The 16683-nt window shown below is 62.0% G+C and carries 15 protein-coding genes and 1 tRNA gene; 13 read left to right on the top strand and 3 right to left on the bottom strand.

Annotated features, from left to right (window positions below):
- The first annotated feature begins 116 nt into the window (after positions 1 to 116).
- The 4 genes from M8744_RS08675 (at position 117) to M8744_RS08660 (ending at position 2551) form a co-directional block, all read left to right on the top strand.
- Positions 117 to 254, top strand: coding sequence for a hypothetical protein (locus M8744_RS08675; RefSeq protein ID WP_251413311.1), 138 nt, complete (start codon positions 117 to 119; stop codon positions 252 to 254).
- 121 nt (positions 255 to 375) lie between these two features.
- Positions 376 to 1389, top strand: coding sequence for an acetylserotonin O-methyltransferase (locus M8744_RS08670; protein ID WP_251413308.1), 1014 nt, complete (start codon positions 376 to 378; stop codon positions 1387 to 1389).
- 69 nt (positions 1390 to 1458) lie between these two features.
- Positions 1459 to 1535: transfer RNA gene (locus M8744_RS08665), tRNA-Arg, on the top strand.
- A gap of 215 nt (positions 1536 to 1750) precedes the next feature.
- Positions 1751 to 2551: a sulfotransferase domain-containing protein gene (locus M8744_RS08660; RefSeq protein ID WP_251413305.1), complete on the top strand. Its 801-nt coding sequence runs from the start codon at positions 1751 to 1753 to the stop codon at positions 2549 to 2551.
- A gap of 243 nt (positions 2552 to 2794) precedes the next feature.
- Here the strand turns inward: M8744_RS08660 and M8744_RS08655 are convergent, their stop codons facing one another.
- Entirely contained in the window at positions 2795 to 3889 is a 1095-nt protein-coding gene (locus tag M8744_RS08655) for a hypothetical protein (RefSeq protein WP_251413302.1), read from the bottom strand.
- A gap of 178 nt (positions 3890 to 4067) precedes the next feature.
- On the opposite strand from M8744_RS08655, the gene M8744_RS08650 reads away from it, so the two are divergent.
- From M8744_RS08650 to M8744_RS08615, 8 genes are all read left to right on the top strand, one after another.
- The gene (locus tag M8744_RS08650) at positions 4068 to 4541 is read left to right on the top strand and encodes a putative pterin-binding protein (protein WP_251413299.1); all 474 of its coding nucleotides are present in this window, start codon (positions 4068 to 4070) and stop codon (positions 4539 to 4541) included.
- Entirely contained in the window at positions 4538 to 5899 is a 1362-nt protein-coding gene (locus M8744_RS08645; RefSeq protein WP_251413296.1) for a sensor histidine kinase, read from the top strand. The genes M8744_RS08650 and M8744_RS08645 overlap by 4 nt, the downstream gene beginning before the upstream one ends.
- Positions 5896 to 6876, top strand: coding sequence for a response regulator (locus tag M8744_RS08640; RefSeq protein WP_251413293.1), 981 nt, complete (start codon positions 5896 to 5898; stop codon positions 6874 to 6876). The genes M8744_RS08645 and M8744_RS08640 overlap by 4 nt, the downstream gene beginning before the upstream one ends.
- A 196-nt stretch (positions 6877 to 7072) precedes the next feature.
- On the top strand, positions 7073 to 7387 hold the full coding sequence (locus M8744_RS08635) for a hypothetical protein (protein ID WP_251413290.1): 315 nt from the start codon (positions 7073 to 7075) through the stop codon (positions 7385 to 7387).
- Positions 7388 to 7466: 79 nt separating this feature from the next.
- Positions 7467 to 8423: a hypothetical protein gene (locus M8744_RS08630; protein ID WP_251413288.1), complete on the top strand. Its 957-nt coding sequence runs from the start codon at positions 7467 to 7469 to the stop codon at positions 8421 to 8423.
- Positions 8420 to 9970: a DUF2259 domain-containing protein gene (locus tag M8744_RS08625; RefSeq protein WP_251413286.1), complete on the top strand. Its 1551-nt coding sequence runs from the start codon at positions 8420 to 8422 to the stop codon at positions 9968 to 9970. The genes M8744_RS08630 and M8744_RS08625 overlap by 4 nt, the downstream gene beginning before the upstream one ends.
- A gap of 191 nt (positions 9971 to 10161) precedes the next feature.
- Complete coding sequence (locus M8744_RS08620; protein ID WP_251413285.1) at positions 10162 to 11793, top strand: tetrathionate reductase family octaheme c-type cytochrome; 1632 nt, start codon at positions 10162 to 10164, stop codon at positions 11791 to 11793.
- Complete coding sequence (locus M8744_RS08615) at positions 11790 to 12455, top strand: cytochrome b/b6 domain-containing protein (RefSeq protein ID WP_251413265.1); 666 nt, start codon at positions 11790 to 11792, stop codon at positions 12453 to 12455. Before M8744_RS08620 ends, M8744_RS08615 begins: the two co-directional genes overlap by 4 nt.
- 65 nt (positions 12456 to 12520) lie before the next feature.
- Here M8744_RS08615 and M8744_RS08610 read toward each other — a convergent pair whose 3' ends face one another.
- Positions 12521 to 14056, bottom strand: a complete 1536-nt coding sequence (locus M8744_RS08610; protein ID WP_251413250.1) for a fused MFS/spermidine synthase — start codon at positions 14054 to 14056, stop codon at positions 12521 to 12523.
- Between the two features lie 96 nt (positions 14057 to 14152).
- Entirely contained in the window at positions 14153 to 14722 is a 570-nt protein-coding gene (mepK, locus tag M8744_RS08605) for a peptidoglycan L,D-endopeptidase MepK (protein WP_251413235.1), read from the bottom strand.
- A gap of 329 nt (positions 14723 to 15051) precedes the next feature.
- Between mepK and M8744_RS08600 the strand changes: the two genes are divergently transcribed.
- The gene (locus M8744_RS08600; RefSeq protein ID WP_434481356.1) at positions 15052 to 16659 is read left to right on the top strand and encodes a L,D-transpeptidase family protein; all 1608 of its coding nucleotides are present in this window, start codon (positions 15052 to 15054) and stop codon (positions 16657 to 16659) included.
- Positions 16660 to 16683 lie beyond the last annotated feature (24 nt).

The following is a 16683-nucleotide window of genomic DNA, read 5'->3' as shown; positions in this document are numbered from 1 at the left end:
CGGGCGCCCCCACGGTATCGGCGGAATATTGCCGATCCACCGCGGTCGGGGGCGTCAGACGTAGCGAAATGTGCAACCCTTGATCCAGCGACAACTGGAAAAAGGGAGTGTCTGCCATGACCAAACTCAAGATCACCGCCGTGCTGGTTGCACTGACGGCCATCTCCGCCTGCGCCCAACCGGAACCCGAGCCCGTTCCGCAGCCGGTGGCGCCCGAGCCCGTCTATGACAAGTACGGAAACCAGGTGAACTGAGGGCGCACGCCTTAAAAAAGCGCAAAAGCGACCCTTTGTGTCGTTTTTTCGCCAACATGCCTTTCAGTCTCGGGGCGGCCATCCTATGGTCGCCCCGATTTTCACCAGACTGGAGGCACTTATGACCACTTTGACCCAAGCCGATGAAATTTCGCATATCGCGTTCGGATTCATGGGGTCGAAGGCGCTGTTCGCAGCGCTGCATTTCAAGGTTTTCACGCATCTCTCCGAGGGGCCACTGGACGCCGAAGGGCTGGCCAAGCGCGCCGGGTTGCATCGCGACCGGGCCGAAACCCTGTTGACGGCGCTGGCCGGGCTTGGGCTTGTCACGGTCGAGAACGGACAGTTTTCCAATTCGCCTGCGGCCGAGGCATTCTTGGTCAAGGGCGCGAAATACGATTTCGGTGATTACCTGCGTCTTCAGGTCGGGCGCCAGATGTATGGGCTGCTGGACCAGATCGAAGGAGCTTTGGACGGGTCGCTGGGCGAGGATGACACGAAATCCTATGCCGAGTGGTTCGCCGATCCGGAAGAAGCGCGGCTGTATTCCGAAAGTCAGCATTCCGGCTCGCTTGGCCCGGCGCGGCAATTGGCACGCTCACTCGATCTTTCGGGCGCGCGCCATTTGCTGGATGTGGGCGGCGGCACCGGGGCTTTTGCCATCACGCTGTGCGAGGCCAACCCGGACCTGCAGGCGACGATCGTCGAATTTCCCAACGTGGCCGCGCTTGGCCGCGATTACGTGGAAAAGGCGGGCCTGTCCGACCGTATCACCTATGCGCCGGGTAACGCGCTTGAGGCCGACTGGCCCGGCAAGCAGGACGTGGTGTTGATGTCCTACCTGTTTTCCGGCGTGCCGGGAGAGGCGCACAAGGGCCTTGTCGACAAGGCCGTGCAGGCGCTGCGCCCCGGTGGGCGGATCTTGATCCACGATTTCGTCGTGGACGAGGATCGCAGCGGCCCGGTTCTGGCCGCGCTGTGGCAATTGCAACATACCGCCTTCACACCCAAGGCACGGTCGCTGGATGCCGAATGGCTGCACGGTGCGCTGGCAAGGGCGGGCTTTGACGATGTGACGGTTGAACCGATGATTCCGGAAATGACGATGCTGGCACAGGGGGTGAAACCGACCTGACTTTTTTGCACGCGATGGTCAAACCCCGTTGCGGTGCAACGGGCAATGGCCTATAGACGCGTGCACGACGGACCCTTAGCTCAGCTGGATAGAGCGCTGCCCTCCGAAGGCAGAGGCCAGAGGTTCGAATCCTCTAGGGTCCGCCATTACTCCCCGGCACTTAAGTCGTAGTTCACCCCCACAGTTCCGCCAGCTTTTGCATCAAGAGCACCGTATTGGTGGTGCGGACGGGCCTGTGGGCATGTCCGCTGGCCACACGAGCAGTGGCTGCGGTGATGCGTTTTTGACGTGAACGGCACCGGTTCGTGTGGTATCGGATAGCCGATTATTCAAGGGGCAGGTCGGTATATCGAGGCGAAGCATGACGGATAAGAACAAAAGAGTTTTCGTGTTGGGGGTTGGTGCGCAGAAAACTGGAACAAGTTGGCTGCACGCGTATATCAGCAATGACAAGCGGGCGAATATGGGATTTCAAAAGGAATACCATATCTGGGACGCAGTTCATTCAGACCTGTGCAAGGAATTCAGAATCCCGCACAAGGAAGCCGAAGGGCTCAATGTGTCGCAGTACCTACGCTATTGCATGCAAAATATAGATGGATTTTACGAAGGATATTTCCGGTCGGTTCTTAATGGTGGCGCCGAGATTACGGGTGATATCACGCCGTCTTATTCTGTTCTCGATGCAGAGCAGCTTTTCGAACTTAGGGAAAAGATAATAGGTATAGATGCGAAGATAAAAGTCGTGTTTTTGATGCGTGACCCGGTTGAACGGTGCTGGAGCGCCGTGCGAATGATGAAACGGCAGTCACCCAGCCAGGAAGACGATGAAGCGTGGCTGCGCAAACACTATGCAAGTGAAAGATTCATTTTTCGTACAAAGTACGAGGTGACTTGCGAGAACCTGAAACAGGTATTTGATAAAAGCGAATTGTATTTCGGGTTCTACGAAAACATGTTCGAGGATGAGAATATCGCAAGGATATCGAATTTTTTAACCATAGACCCAAAGACCGGATTGAAGTCAAAGTCCGTGAACGTATCACCTAAAAGCGGTGAAATTTCGCCGGAACTGCAAGCGGAGGTCAGGGATTTTTACGCTGACACCTACGATTATTGTTTTGCACAATTTCCGGAGATCCGGCCGTTCTGGCTGTCATGATTGGCTAAAAGAAAAGCAGAACGGTTGGCGTCGCGCCAATTGAAAGGCGTTATGCTTCAAGGTCTATATGCCAATGCAGCGAGTGCCGTTTGCGCGCTGGATCGGCGCGCAAATGGTGCCAGGGTCTTTCCCTGCCGACGGCCAAAGCCCGACGAAGCGCGCATGACGGTGGTGGGGTTGCTGATCATGGTTCGGCGACTCTTGCCCGGCGGCAGGGCGCGCGCCAATCCATCTGCTGGTAGATCAGCCGCCCTGCGCACGTAGCAGCTTTGTCATGACCTCAAGTTCGAATGTCTTGCAGTCTCCCTCGACCGGGGCAAAATCCTCGACACGGCAGAGCCGACCCTCGAGCGACATCTCGATTTCACCCTGGTCACTGTCATGGGTGAAGCTTGAGACCGAAGCACTCACCTCGCCGCCGTCGATTTCGGACGTGTAGTGTGAACCGATACCATCGGGAAAGAACGACACGTTAACGGGCACGGTGCCATCATTTATGATTTCGCCTGTTGCGAAGTCGCCGGCAACAGTGACCGTCAGGATATCGGCGCGCAGGAAATCGTCACTGTCGGACGAATGTGCCTGTATGTTCAGCATGTCGAACACGCCGGCACGATCAATGCTTGCCGTGGCTTGGGCGCCATCGGCCAGGAATGTAATCCATTCGTAGGTGTCGCGTCCGATCATGCCCGTGACACGGCCAAGCTCCTCGATCTGCATCGGCTGTTCGGGCGGGGCCGTTGTCGCATCGCCGCTGACCATCGTGAAATTGACCGTGCCGGCCCGGCAGATTTCGGCGTTGTCCTGCACGATAGGTTCGGGGTCGCCGCTAGACATGTCTTGCAGGCAAAAGCTGTCGCTCGCGATGCGCCCGGACAAGGCGCCCGCATCGCCTCCGAGGTCAAGCCGGTCAATCTCCAGGCTTTGGAACCCATCCAGTTCGGCCAGCCAGACGCGTTCGGGGTTCTGTGACCCGGCATCCCAAGCTTCGACCACCATGATTACCGCATCCGCGACCATGTCCGCGGTCATGTCGGCAGGAGACACGCTGCCTTCGGATTCGAAATCCATGAACAACATGACGCCGTCGATGCTGTCGTCGGATTGCTCCAGCGCGCTTGCAATGATGCCCAGGCCGGAATACCCGCTGCCGCCATAGGTTTCGTAGAACAGCCCCGGCATACCGCCGACGCCATCGGACACCGTGAAATCGAGGGGCTCGCCCTCAAGGGTGCCTGTGACCTGCCCGGTTTGCGCCATCACGGGTGAAACAGTGGCAAGGTGTGCCGTCCAGCCAAGGGCCGCCAGGCCGAGCAGGCCAACCAGTACATTCCGCATCGTTGATTTCATCCTTCTGAAATGTCACGCTCACGTGTGTTTAGCGGCACCCATCAGGCCACGCCCCCTTCGTATGAAGGGGGACAAAAATTGTCGGGTCTACAAAACATGACCGGGTCACACGCAAGCGGTCCGTCATGGCACGCGGAAAATAACGACACAGGAACAGGAGGAAGACGTGCGCGCGCTGGTTGCCGGAATAATCGCCCTGACCATCTTGTCGGGCCGGGGCATGGCCTTGGCCGATGCCGTGGTTCTTACCGTGACGGGGGATGTCAAAGACGCGCCCGTCACGTTCACGCGGGCCGAACTCGCGGCATTGCCACAGCACCGGCTGAGCACCTCGACAACGGTGACGGATGGCGTGCCGGTGTTCGAAGGTTTCCTGATGCGCGACCTGCTCGGTGCCGTGGGCGCCGAGGGCGAGACCGTCACGGCGGTAGCCCTGAACGACTATAGCATCCAGATACCGATTTCCGATTTCGAGCGGTTCGATGTGCTGGGCGCGGTCGCGATGGATGGTGAATCGCTGACCCCCCGCGACAAGGGCCCGATCTGGATCGTGTATCCGCGCGACGACCACCCCGAGTTGCAGGACATGCGCTATGAAACCCGGTGGGTGTGGCAATTGCACACGTTGGACGTGCAATGAGCGCCCCGTCGGCTGCCGCACCGCGCGGGGGATCGTGGATGGCGCTTTACGGGCCGTTGCTGCCCCTTCTGGCGATCTGTCTTGTGCCCTTGGCCTTCGCCCTGACCCGGACCGCGGCAATCGAGCGCGACATGCGCATCGCGGCCACCGAGAACATGCTTTGGGTCGTCAGCCAGACCCAGATGGAGATGCTGAACCTGGCGGTGACCGCGATGTCGCCGGACCAGACCGAAGATGACATTGCGCATCGCTATGACATGGTTCTTTCGCGGCTTGCGTTGCTTCAGGACGGGCCGCAGCGGCGCTATCTTGCGGAACTGGGCCACGAAGTGACCGTTGGCCAGATCGAACGCGAATTGCGCAGGCTTGACCCGGTTGCGCGCGGGCATAGCGACGAGCTGCATGATGCGCTGTCAGGGCTGGGCCTTGACCTGCAGCCACAGCTCAAGCGCATTGCAACCGACGTGATGACGGCCGAGTGGACGGCGGCAGCCGAACGGCTGGACGATTACAGAAGCATGCAAAGAACGGTTGTGCTGGCGGTGGGCAGCGCGCTGGTGGCGGCGCTGGTGATTTCGTGGCTGCTGCTGCGCAACCAGCGGCGCCTGCACAGGGCCGAGATGATGCAGGTCCGTGCCAATGTCATGCTTGAGAGAGAGCGCAACACCTCGGCCTGGTACAAGGATTTCGCGGCGCTCGTATCTCACGAGATCAGAACACCCCTGACGCTTATCGACAGCGCCATGCATCGCCTCTTGCGCAAGGGTGAGACGGTCACCGCGCACGACGTGGCCGAGCGTCATGCCGTGATACATGACGCGGTGCTCAGGTTGACCCGCGTCGTCGAAACGGTGCTGATGGCAGGCCGCGTCGACGAGGAAGCCGTTGAAAGCAGGCTTGCCCCTGAAAACCTTTCAGCGCTTGCCGAAAAGGCGATTGCCGACGCGCAGCGCCACTATCCCGACCGCGAGATCATACTGTCGAGCAGCGCGACCGGCCTGCTGGCGCAGTGTGATCGGCACCTGGTCGGGCATATTCTTGGCAACCTTCTGTCGAATGCGCTGAAATACAGCCCCCCCGATACCCCGGTTGAATTGCGCCTGTTCGCCCAAGGGGGCCGCGTCGCTTGCGCGGTGGGGGATCGTGGCCCGGGCATCACCCCGGCCGAACAGGATCACGTGTTCGAGCGTTTCTATCGCGGTCGCGACCAGATGACAAAACCCGGCACCGGGCTTGGCCTTGCGTTGTCGCGTGAACTTGCGTCGCTTCAGGGTGGCGAAGTGACGATGGAAAGCTGGCCTGGCCGGGGTTCACTTTTCACCCTGTGGCTTCCCGCAGCAACGAGGCACGACGCATGACCGCCCCTTCAGCCCCCCTGATCCTGTGTTGCGAAGACGAACCGGCGCTGCGGCGCGACATCGCCGACGAACTGCGCGAGGCCGGGTACCGCGTGCGCGAGGCCGCGAATGCCGACGAGGTGTTCGACGCGCTTGGCGAATGCACGCCCGACCTCGTGCTGTGCGACATCATGATGCCCGGGACCGATGGCTACGGCGTGCTGGCCGGTTTCCGAAAGGATTTTCCACATTTGCAGCACGTGCCGCTGGTCTTTCTGTCGGCGCTGGCCACCACAGACGCGCTGATCCGGGGCAAGCGGGCAGGCGCGGACGATTACCTGACAAAGCCCATCAATTACGATTTGCTGATCTCGACCATCGAGGCCCGGCTGCGCCAGACCCACCGCGTGCAGCAATCAAGCGCCCCGGTGGAACGGATCGGCTGGCATCTTTTCGACCAGCTTTCGGTTGGCGTGCTTGCCTTTGATGCGAATTGCAGCCTCGTGCGTGTCAATCCGGCGGCGGAAAACCTGCTGTCACGGTCTGCCCATCCCGATACGGCGCTTGGGATACCGCCGGGGCTTGCCAAACCCTTGCGGCAGATGGTTCGGGCGGCGCTGGAAAAGCGCGAAGAGACGCAGGCCGTCAGGCTCGACGACGAGGCGGCTGGAATGGCGGTCATGTTTTCTTGCCCGGCAGAGGGGCAGCGCGCAGATCCCAAGCAGCCCGCGGTTTTCGTCTATGTGACCGATCCCCAGTATCGGACACCGCTTTCGGGCGACGCGCTCAAAAGCCTGTTCTCTCTCACGCCTGCCGAAACCGAGGTGGCGCGCCGGCTGGCCATGGGGCTGCGCCTGAACGAAATCGCCACCGATCTGGGTGTGTCGCAGACAACCGTTTCATTCCACCTGCGCAATGTCTTCGACAAGACCGGAACGAACCGGCAGGTCGAGCTCGTGGCGCTGCTGCTGTCATTGCCGCTTCGGGCGGTATCCTGAACGGCGCAAACAATCCCCTGCATCCGCACGGGGCGCGGCGGCGAAGACCGGCCTAAGCTTCGACTCGGGACAAGAATCATCCCCGGCAGCGATTCGTCGTGCCGATCATGGGGGAAACTTCGCCCTGGGCAGCTTGTGACACCGGTTCGGCCCGCCAATCTGTTGCCCGTGGCGCGCCGGAACAAAGGAGAAAAGAATGAAGAAAGACCAGTTTCGCAATGCAGTGCTGCTGGCGCTGTCGATCGGTTTCAGCGCACCCGCGGCATCGGTTTGGGCCGAAGAGTTCATCAAGTTGGGTCATGCCAAGGGCGTGACGATCGACCTGCCGCTAAAACAGTTTCCCGGCGATCATTTCACGCCCGTTCAACTGCGCAATTTCTACAGCAATCGCATCACCACCGCCGGTGACCTGATCAAGGCCGACCCCAAGATTGTCGGGCGCATTCTCGGGCTCGATCCGCGCCAGGCCAAGATGACGCAACGCCACCTGCGGGATTCGCTGAAAAAGTAGCGTTGAACCGGCAGGCATGGAGATGTCGGGCATCCCGGCGGGAATATGCAGGCAAAACAAATCGGAGAAGGAAACGATCATGTGGGACTTTTCATTCCGGCGCAGCATCGGGCTGATGATGCAAACCTTGCCTTTCATACTGCTGCGCATGGCCGTCTATTTCGGTGCAGCGCTCGCTTATGTTCTCGCTACTGGTACCGGCGCCGGCATAGGCTGGGGGATCGGTGCCATGGGCGACGAGGGGTTCCGGGGTTCGGCCACTTTCTTTGGTGGCGTCACTGGGTTCGGCCTCGTCGCGATCGTGATGTACTGGCTGCGTGAATACGTGCTTTACCTTGTGAAGGCGGGGCATATCGCGGTCCTGGTCGAATTGATCGACAACCGCCCGATCCCCGAGGGGCGCAGCCAGGTGGGCCACGCGCAGGCCATGGTGCGCGCCCGTTTCGCCGAGGCCAGCACGCTCTTCGCGGTCGACCAGATCGTGAAGGGGGTGTTGCGCGCCATCACCGGGCTGATCCGGGGCGTGTTCACGTTGCTGCCCATTCCCGGCATCAAGCAACTGGTCACGATCCTGCGGGCCTTTCTGAACGTGGCTGTCGGTTTCATCGACGAGGTGATCCTGGCCCACGCCATGCGCACCCGCGCCACCGACCCCTGGGGCTCGGCGCGCGAGGCGCTGGTGCTTTACGCGCAGAACTACAAGCCGATGCTGCGCAACGCGGCCTTCGTCACGGTCTTTGTCTATGGCCTGACGGCGGTGATCCTGTTCTTGATGCTGGCCCCTGCGGCGGCGATCTCGCACCTGTTTCCCAGCGGCATGTCGGCGGCAGGCGTTGTCGTTGCGTTGATCCTGGCATGGTCGGTCAAGCAGGCCCTGCTTGAGCCGCTTGCCGTGGCGTGCCTGCTGCAAGCCTATTTCAAGACAATCGAGGGCCAGACCCCCAACCCGGAATGGGATGCGCGGCTGGATTCGATGTCGTCGAAATTCCGCAAGCTCAAGGAGCGCGCGATACCGACGGAGGCGGCAGCACAATGAGAGGTGCGGCGCTTCTTTTCGGTTTCCTGTCGGTGCTCGCCGGGTCCGCCCTGGCGGACTACACGCATGATCGCATCATCGGCTTTTCACCGGACGGTCGATATGTCGCCTTCGAGACATACGGCCTGCAACGCGGGTCAGGGTTGCCCTTTTCCAACATCTTCATCGTCGACCTTGATCGAGATGCGTGGGTGTCTGGCTCTCCGGTGCGTTCGCGCGCATCCGAGGCCAATATGGCCGAGGTCGAGGCCGCTCCCTACGCTGCGCTATCGGCCAAGCGCGAGGAAGTGCGGGCCAAGAGCGCCGAGCTATTGGGCGGGCTCGAAATCCGTCGGCCTGCAACTGTCTTGTTTGCCCGTGGTATCGGCGAAGCGCACGACGCGCCGTCGCGGATCACGGTCGCACGCCCCAACCCTGACGATCCGACCCGGCCCCCCCAGGCCACGACCACATTTGAGCTTGAGGAAATCGCAGTTCCCGGTGGGGCAGAATTCTGCCCCCGGCCCGAGGCTTTGCGCGGCTACCGGCTGACGCATCTGCGATCGGGCGACCGCCCCCAGGTTCTGCACGAAGACAGCCGTATCCCCAGCTCGCGCGGTTGCCCCGTTGCGTATCGTATCGACACCGTGGCCTCGGCGGGCCACCCACGGCCAGATGGGCGCGGTGTTGCGCTGATCTCGGTATGGGAACAGGGGTTCGAAGGGCTGGAACGCAGCGTGATCGCCATTCCCGTGCCGCTGCCCGGTGCAGCCGGAACCACCACCCGTGCAAGCGGCCAAAGCGTCACCGGCACCGCCGCCCCCTTTGTCGCGGGGTACGAGCGCCGTGACATCGAACAACTGGAACGGGCCGTGCGCAACAGGCTACCGGCGGATGGCTCATCGGTTTTCCTGCCGGATGCCGATCTGCCGCCCGCCGCACGCGCCGCGTTGCTTTTTGAGTCCGAGGAAAAACCGCTGCCCCATTCCCGCAGCTGGATCACCGTCGAGACGCAAGAGGTTCGCCCTGCCGGGGCAGGCAGCCCGGTTCCCGTCTCGCTCATCTCGGTTTTGCGGCAGAATCTTGGGTCGGCGCGCAGGGCGGCACTGGCCGAGATCGTCGGCGCCGATCGCGTGGCGCCGCCCGAAACCTTCGGTATCGGGCCAAATGTCGAATGGCGCTACGCGATGCGCCCGGTCCAGGGGATGCGTGCCGGCCTTGTCGCGGCGGGCCGCCTTGAGTTGAACCCGCAAACCGCTGATCGCTGCGGCCCGGCCAGGTGCGGTGCCGCCGATCCCAGCCGGGTGACCGGCGCCGAAACCGCACCGCCCACGGCAGATACGGGTGTGCCCTTGCCAACCGCGGCCGACGGCCTGCCATCGGATGCCGAACTGATCGGCCGGCTTTTTGCCGCTGGCCCTGCCGACGCGTTCCTGGTCGAACGCGGTCTTTGGCAAGATGATGCGGTGCAGGCGGTTTCCTTCGTTGATGGAAGCCCGGTCTGGGGTTTGATCGCAACGCGCGACACCGTCACCTGGATACGCGCCCCGCGCGTGGTCGGCCCCTGAGCGACCGCAATCCCGATGCAGGCGCCATCGGGGTTTCATGACCTGTGAAGGTGGCCGCCTGGAAAGCCAGCTTTGACCCTGGGTTCGGGGCCATGGTCAAGCGCGCGCCAAGGGTCGTTGATCCAGATCAAAGCGCGAGGGCGCGACTGGCATTCTACTTTCAGAATGCATAGTCCCGAGGAGGAGCGGCAATGCCTTTGCCCACCCAAACGATCCTTGGCCTGTTGGCGCTGACCCTATGGGCGGTCGGGGCCACGGCACAGGGAGCCCCACCAGAGATACCCGGTCGTGACAGCACGGCGGATCACAGCAAGTTCGAAATCCTGAAACAGGAGTTCGATTCCGGCCCCGAGGTGACCAAGGCCTGCATCAGCTGCCACACCGAGGCCGACGACCAGGTGATGCACTCGATCCATTTCAACTGGAATTTCGAACATCCGGAAACCGGCCAGCAACTGGGCAAGCGCAACGTGATCAACGCGTTCTGCGGCTCGGTCGCGGGGAACGAGCCGCGCTGCACCTCGTGCCATGCGGGCTACGGCTGGGAGGACATGAGCCAACCCCCGCCGCAGCAATCCACAGCCGTTGATTGCCTTGTTTGCCATGATAGGTCGGGGCAGTATGCCAAGTCGGCCACCGACGCCGGGCACCCGCCGCTTGATCCGGTAAAGCCGGGCACCACGACGATTACCGGGGCCGAGGCATGGGCCGTTGACCTGTCACAGGCCGCGCAGTCTGTGGGGATGCCGGGGCGCGAGAACTGTGGCAGTTGCCATTTCTACGGCGGTGGCGGTGACAACGTGAAACACGGCGATCTCAGCTCGGTGCTTTACGATCCCCCGCGCGAGGTTGATGTGCACATGTCGGCCGAGGGTGAGAATTTCACCTGCGCAACCTGCCACGTGACGGATCGTCACCAGTGGGACGGGTCGCGCTATGCCACCCATGCGTCTGACGAAATGGGCACCGGCAAGCCCGGTGCACGGCGCGACGTGGCCACGTGCCAAAGCTGCCATGACAATGACCCGCACGAGGCCACCATCAAGGGCATCAAGCTGAACGATCACACCGACGTTCTGGCTTGCCAGACCTGCCACATCCCCGAGTTCGCCCGCGGCGGCGTGGCAACCAAGACCTGGTGGGACTGGTCCACCGCCGGCAAGCTGAAAGATGGCAATCCCTATCACGAGGACGGGTTTACCCAGTCGGACGGTCAGCAGTTGCACACCTACCTGTCGACCAAGGGCGATTTCGAGTGGGCCGAAAATGTCGCGCCGATCTATGCGTGGTTCGACGGGCAGGTGGAATACACCACCGGAAATGTCACCATCGACCCCGAAAAGGTGGTCGAGGTGAACAAGGTCTCCGGCGCGCGCGACGATGGCCGCAGCCGCATCTGGCCGTTCAAGCGGATGGAAGGGCGGCAGGCCTATGACAAGACGCTCAACCATCTTGCCTATACGCATGTCTGGGGGCCGACGACCGACACCGCGTTCTGGACGAATTTCGACTGGAGCAAGGCCATCGAGGCCGGAATGAAGGCCGCAGGGCAGGAGTATTCGGGCGAGTACGGGTTCGTCGATACGCATATGTACTGGCCGATCACCCACATGGTTGCCCCGGCCGAACAGGCCCTGGATTGTGAAAGCTGCCATGCCACCGATGGGCGCATGGTGGGGCTGGCCGGCGTGTTCCTGCCCGGCAGCAACCCGAATGGTTGGGCCGGTCTCTTGGGCAGGTTGATCGTGCTGGCCGCGCTGGCCGGCGTGGCCTTGCATATCCTGCTGCGGGTGATCAGCGGCAAGAAAGGGGGCACGTCATGACCAAACGGTGCGTCAAGGTATATCCACGGTTCGAACGCTTGTGGCATTGGAGCCAGGCCGCCCTTATCTTTTTCCTGCTGTTCACCGGGCTGGGGTTGAACGGGGCGCATGGGGCGCTGCCCTTCGGGCCGGCGGTGATGCTGCACACGACGGCGGCGCTGGCTCTTCTCGCGCTGTGGGTCTTCGCCACATTCTGGCTGTTCACCACCGGCACCTGGCGGCAGTTCATCCCCAAGATCGAGGGAACTTTCGCCGTGGCGCGGTTCTATGCCTGGGGCGTTTTCAAGGGTGAGAAACATCCGTATGAAAAGATATTCTGGCGCAAGCATAACCCGCTTCAGGCCGCGACCTATTTCGCGCTGAAATGGGCCGTGTTTCCCACGATCTGGATCAGCGGCATTGCCTATCTGACCTACAATATCTGGTCAGGGTCGGTCGATCAGCCCGTGACCTGGATCACCGTTATCGCCAACTTGCACCTGCTGGCGGCCTATGTGATCGCTGGGTTCGTCATCGTGCATGTCTACTTGCTGACGGTCGGGCACGGGTTCCGCAGCCATGTCGCGCCGATGATCACCGGCTATGACACGATCGACCTGACGCCGGAACAAGAGGCCTATCTTGAAACCAACGAGCCGGGCCGCCTGAAACCCGCCGATTGATCCGACGATGGCTGTCGGGCGGCAGTCAAGCCGCCTCTGGCCGCAGGGTTGGCAGGCTGACCGGATCAGAAACGGGTGCCGATCAGACGGTCGACCGGCGCGTAATCATCGGTCAGGATAACGGGCGCGCGGGCTTGTAGCCCCTCGCGGAATCGCGCGGTAAGCTGGCCAAACCGCGTGGGGTCGGGATTGCGGCCATCGACCATTTCGACCGGGCTGGGCGCGTTGCCCGCGACAAGGGTAAAGACCAACCGCTGCCCTGGCTGGGGCGAGCGCGCCTCGGTCCAGATTTCAACCACTGGAAAAACCTGCTCCAACGTCGCGGTGACCGAGGCCAGCGCGCGCAGGTTGTCGGCGTGGTCGATCACGTTCATCAGGTAGACGCCATCGGGCGTCAGCCGGTCGCGGACAAGCTGGAAGAACTCTTTCGTCACCAGGTGTTCGGGCACCGCGATATCGGTAAAGGCATCGCCCAGGACCACGTCAAAGCGGCGGTCGCTGTTGCGTAGCGCATGGCGGGCATCCTGGGTCAGAACGCGGGCCGTGGTTGGATCGAACCAGAAATCGAGCATGGCAACCTCGGTCACGGCCGGGTCGATCTCGGCCACGGTCACGTCTGGCGCCGGGTCCAGCAGCGCCCATTTGCGGGGCACGCTGAACGTGCCGCCACCGATCAGAAAGGCGGAAAAGGTATCGTCGCCCATGCGCATCAGCGTCAAGCGATCCAGCAGCGCGGCGCTTTCGTAAAACATCACCTCTGGCACGTCGCGCGCGGCCATGCCATGCACCAGGTGGTCGAGCACCATCATGTTCACCGGGCGCGTGGGGTCGGCGCTCATGTCGACGGTGCGGATGCAGAAATAATCGCTTTCGCGTGTGCAGGGGCTGGGTTGGGCCAGTGCGGTGCCCGCAAGGGCCACCGCCGCCAACCCGGTGCCAAACGCCAGCATGAACCCGCGTGGCGCACCCGCACGCCCGGCCCAGGTCAAAAGCGCGGCGGCCGAGGCCAGGTAAACCGCTGTCACGGCAACCAGCGTTCCGGTCGAGCCAAGCCATGACACGAAGACAAACCCCGCCAGCAAGGTGCCCGCGATGGCCCCGATGGCGCCCGCGGCAAACATCGCCCCCAGCGCGCGGCCCGACCTGTCCGGTGTGGCGTTGACACTGATCTGGGCCAGAACCGGCGCGGGAATGCCCGCAAAGAATGAGGGCAGGAAAAACGCCGCGGTCGACAGCGCGACGATGGCCACGATGGCGTTCTCGGTCATCGGCAGGATCGCCGCCGCGCCCCAGCGCAGCGCGAACAGCGCGCCCGCCGTTGTCAGGGCGGCACCCAGCATGGCCCAGCCTGTCCAGCGCAGCGCGCGCGGGCTGTCCATCTCGGCCATGCGCCCCCCCGCCCAGTGGCCTGCGGAAAAGCCCGCCAGAACCACAGCGATGATCGACGTCCAGGTGTAGAGCGACATGCCCACGAAGGGCGCCAGCATCCGGCCCGCCACGATCTCGACCACCAGCGATGCCGCTGAAACGATGGCTTGCACGATCACCAGTTTAGGGATCGAGGGCAGGGGGCTAGGCGGGGAAAGGGGGCTGTTGGTCATGGGGGCAGATATTCGCTGCCTTGCTGTCAGACGCAACTAAAAAAACGCCCCGGGGACGACGGGGCGGCCAAGTCTATTGATGCGGGACGTTGTTTGTCAGCTACCCCAGCTGCGTACGGGCCCGCAATCCATGTGTACGAAATTCGAGCGCGAATACCGCCCCACGCCACCAGCCCGGCAGGCTGCGGCGGCGCGCGCCATCTGCTGAACCGAGCGCGACCCCAGCCGCAGGTCGGCGGCCTCGCCTTGAATATGGCGGGAATTCTTGGCCACACCCGACGAACGGCGGCGCAACATGGCGTTCGTTTCGGGGCTGCGATAGCCCGAAAGAAGCATGTAGGGTTCGTTCACATCCATCAGGTTATGCGCGGCTGTCATGATGTCGATGGTGCGCAGGTCGATCGACTTGACCTTGTTGTTGCGCCAGTCACGCATGAAATAATTCACTTCCTTGACAGCGTCGGCGATATAATCGCCTTCGATCCAGTAGATCATGTCGATCCGTTCGCCCGAACGGGGATTGTACATTTTCAGGCGGCGAATATCGCCCGCACCCCGAAGAAACCCTGCTGCTTTTGAAAATGTCGGCGCCGCTGTCAGCGTTGTAGCTGCGAATGCGCCTAAAAGTGCCCGGCGGGACATACCCGCACTACGTTGTTCTGTCATTTTCGCGCCCGTCCCGTCGCTTACCTGTTGCGGCCATGTCGTTGCATGACCTCTGCCAATCCATCCCCAGATGCAGGGGTCTTATTGCATAACTCGATTCGTGGTCCAAGCCTCGAGTGTACGAATTTTAGTTTATCAAGGGTTTTCGGCAATTTTCTGCGCAAACCGTGGAATCTGTGCTTCATTTGCAAAATGCCGCGACCTTGATGCATCAGCCGCGCGGCGCGTTTCGCGCCTGTCTGAAATGTGAATGGACAGGTAGGGCCCGAAGCTGCATCACGGAAGATACCCGACCGTTTCGCATGACCGATTGATCGAAGAGGACCGTGATGCTTGTTTTCCCGACCCAAGCCGGAGTTGCCCGACTGCTGGCCGGCCTTGTTGCCTTGGCTCTCGCGCTGATGCTGGCCCTGCCGGCACAGGCGCAGATGACGGCCTTCAAGCAAGCGGTTGCAACCGCGGCGTCGGATGATGAGCATATCGCCGCCTTTTACCAGGATCGCAATTACGAACCCCTTTGGACCGCCGCGAACGGCAAGGCCCGGCGCAGCGCGCTGGTGGCCGCCTTGCGCGATGCGCCAGAACACGGGTTGCCGGCCCCACGGTACGATCTCGACGGTCTGCTTGACCGGTTGAGCGCGGCCAAGACCTCCAAGGCGCGCGGCGTGGTAGAGGTCGAGATGAGCCGGGTGTTCTTGCAATATGCGCGCGACGTTCAGACCGGCGTACTGACCCCCGGCAAGATCGACAGCGGCATCGTGCGCGACGTGCCCCGGCGCGACCGGCTGTCTTACCTGGTCAATTTCGCCAAATCGAACCCGAGCGGATTTTTCCGCGCGCTGCCGCCACGCACCAATGAATATGCCCGCCTGATGAAGGAAAAGATGCGGCTTGAGCATCTTGTCGCCTCGGGTGGCTGGGGGCCGCGCGTTCCCGCCGGGGCGCTCAAGCCCGGTGCCACGGGCAACGCGGTCATCGCGCTGCGCAATCGCTTGATCGCCATGGGGTTCATGGGGCGCAGCGCCACGCAAAGCTACGACGCCGAGATGCAACAGGCGGTGCAGGCGTTCCAGTTGGCCCACGGGCTTGAACCCGATGGCGTCGCCGGTGACGGCACCATGACCGAGGTGAACACATCGGCCGAGGATCGCCTGAAATCGGTCATGGTGGCGATGGAGCGCGAACGCTGGCTCAACATGCCGCGCGGCGATCGTCATATCCTGGTGAACATCACCGATTTCTCGGCACGGATCGTCGATAACGACACGGTCACCTTCGAAACACGCTCGGTCGTGGGGGCGACGGCCTCGGATCGTCGCACGCCCGAGTTTTCCGACGTGATGGAGCACATGGTCATCAACCCTACTTGGCACGTGCCCCGTTCGATCGCGGTCAAGGAATACCTGCCGATGCTCAAACGCAACCGCAACGCCGTGTCGCATTTGCGGGTGGTGGATTCGCGCGGAAGCACCGTCAACCGCAACGCGGTGGATTTCAGCAACTACACGGCGCGAACCTTTCCGTTCAACATCAAGCAGCCACCGGGCCAGAGCAACGCGCTGGGGCTTGTGAAGTTCATGTTCCCCAACCGCTACAACATCTACCTGCATGACACGCCGACGAAACACTTGTTCAGTCGCGAGGTGCGCGCCTATTCGCATGGCTGCGTCCGCTTGCAAGAGCCGTTCGAATTTGCCTATGCGCTGCTGGCGCGCCAAACCAACGACCCCGAAGGGTACTTCAAGCAGCGTCTTGATACCGGCCGTGAAACCGTCGTGCCGCTGGAGCAGCCGGTGCCGGTGCACCTGATTTACCGCACCGCCTTTACCAAGGCCAAGGGCCATACGCAGTACCGCCGCGATATCTACGGCCGTGACGCCAGGATCTGGAACGCACTGTCCCAGTCAGGGGTAGCGTTGCGCGCGGTTCAGGGGTAAATCAGGCCCCGAACGACAGGGGGC

It is taken from the genome of Lutimaribacter degradans (assembly GCF_023703375.1).
Lineage (GTDB): Bacteria > Pseudomonadota > Alphaproteobacteria > Rhodobacterales > Rhodobacteraceae > Lutimaribacter > Lutimaribacter degradans.
Note: the sequence above shows the minus strand (reverse complement) of the source record. Positions and strands in the feature narration are given on the sequence as shown.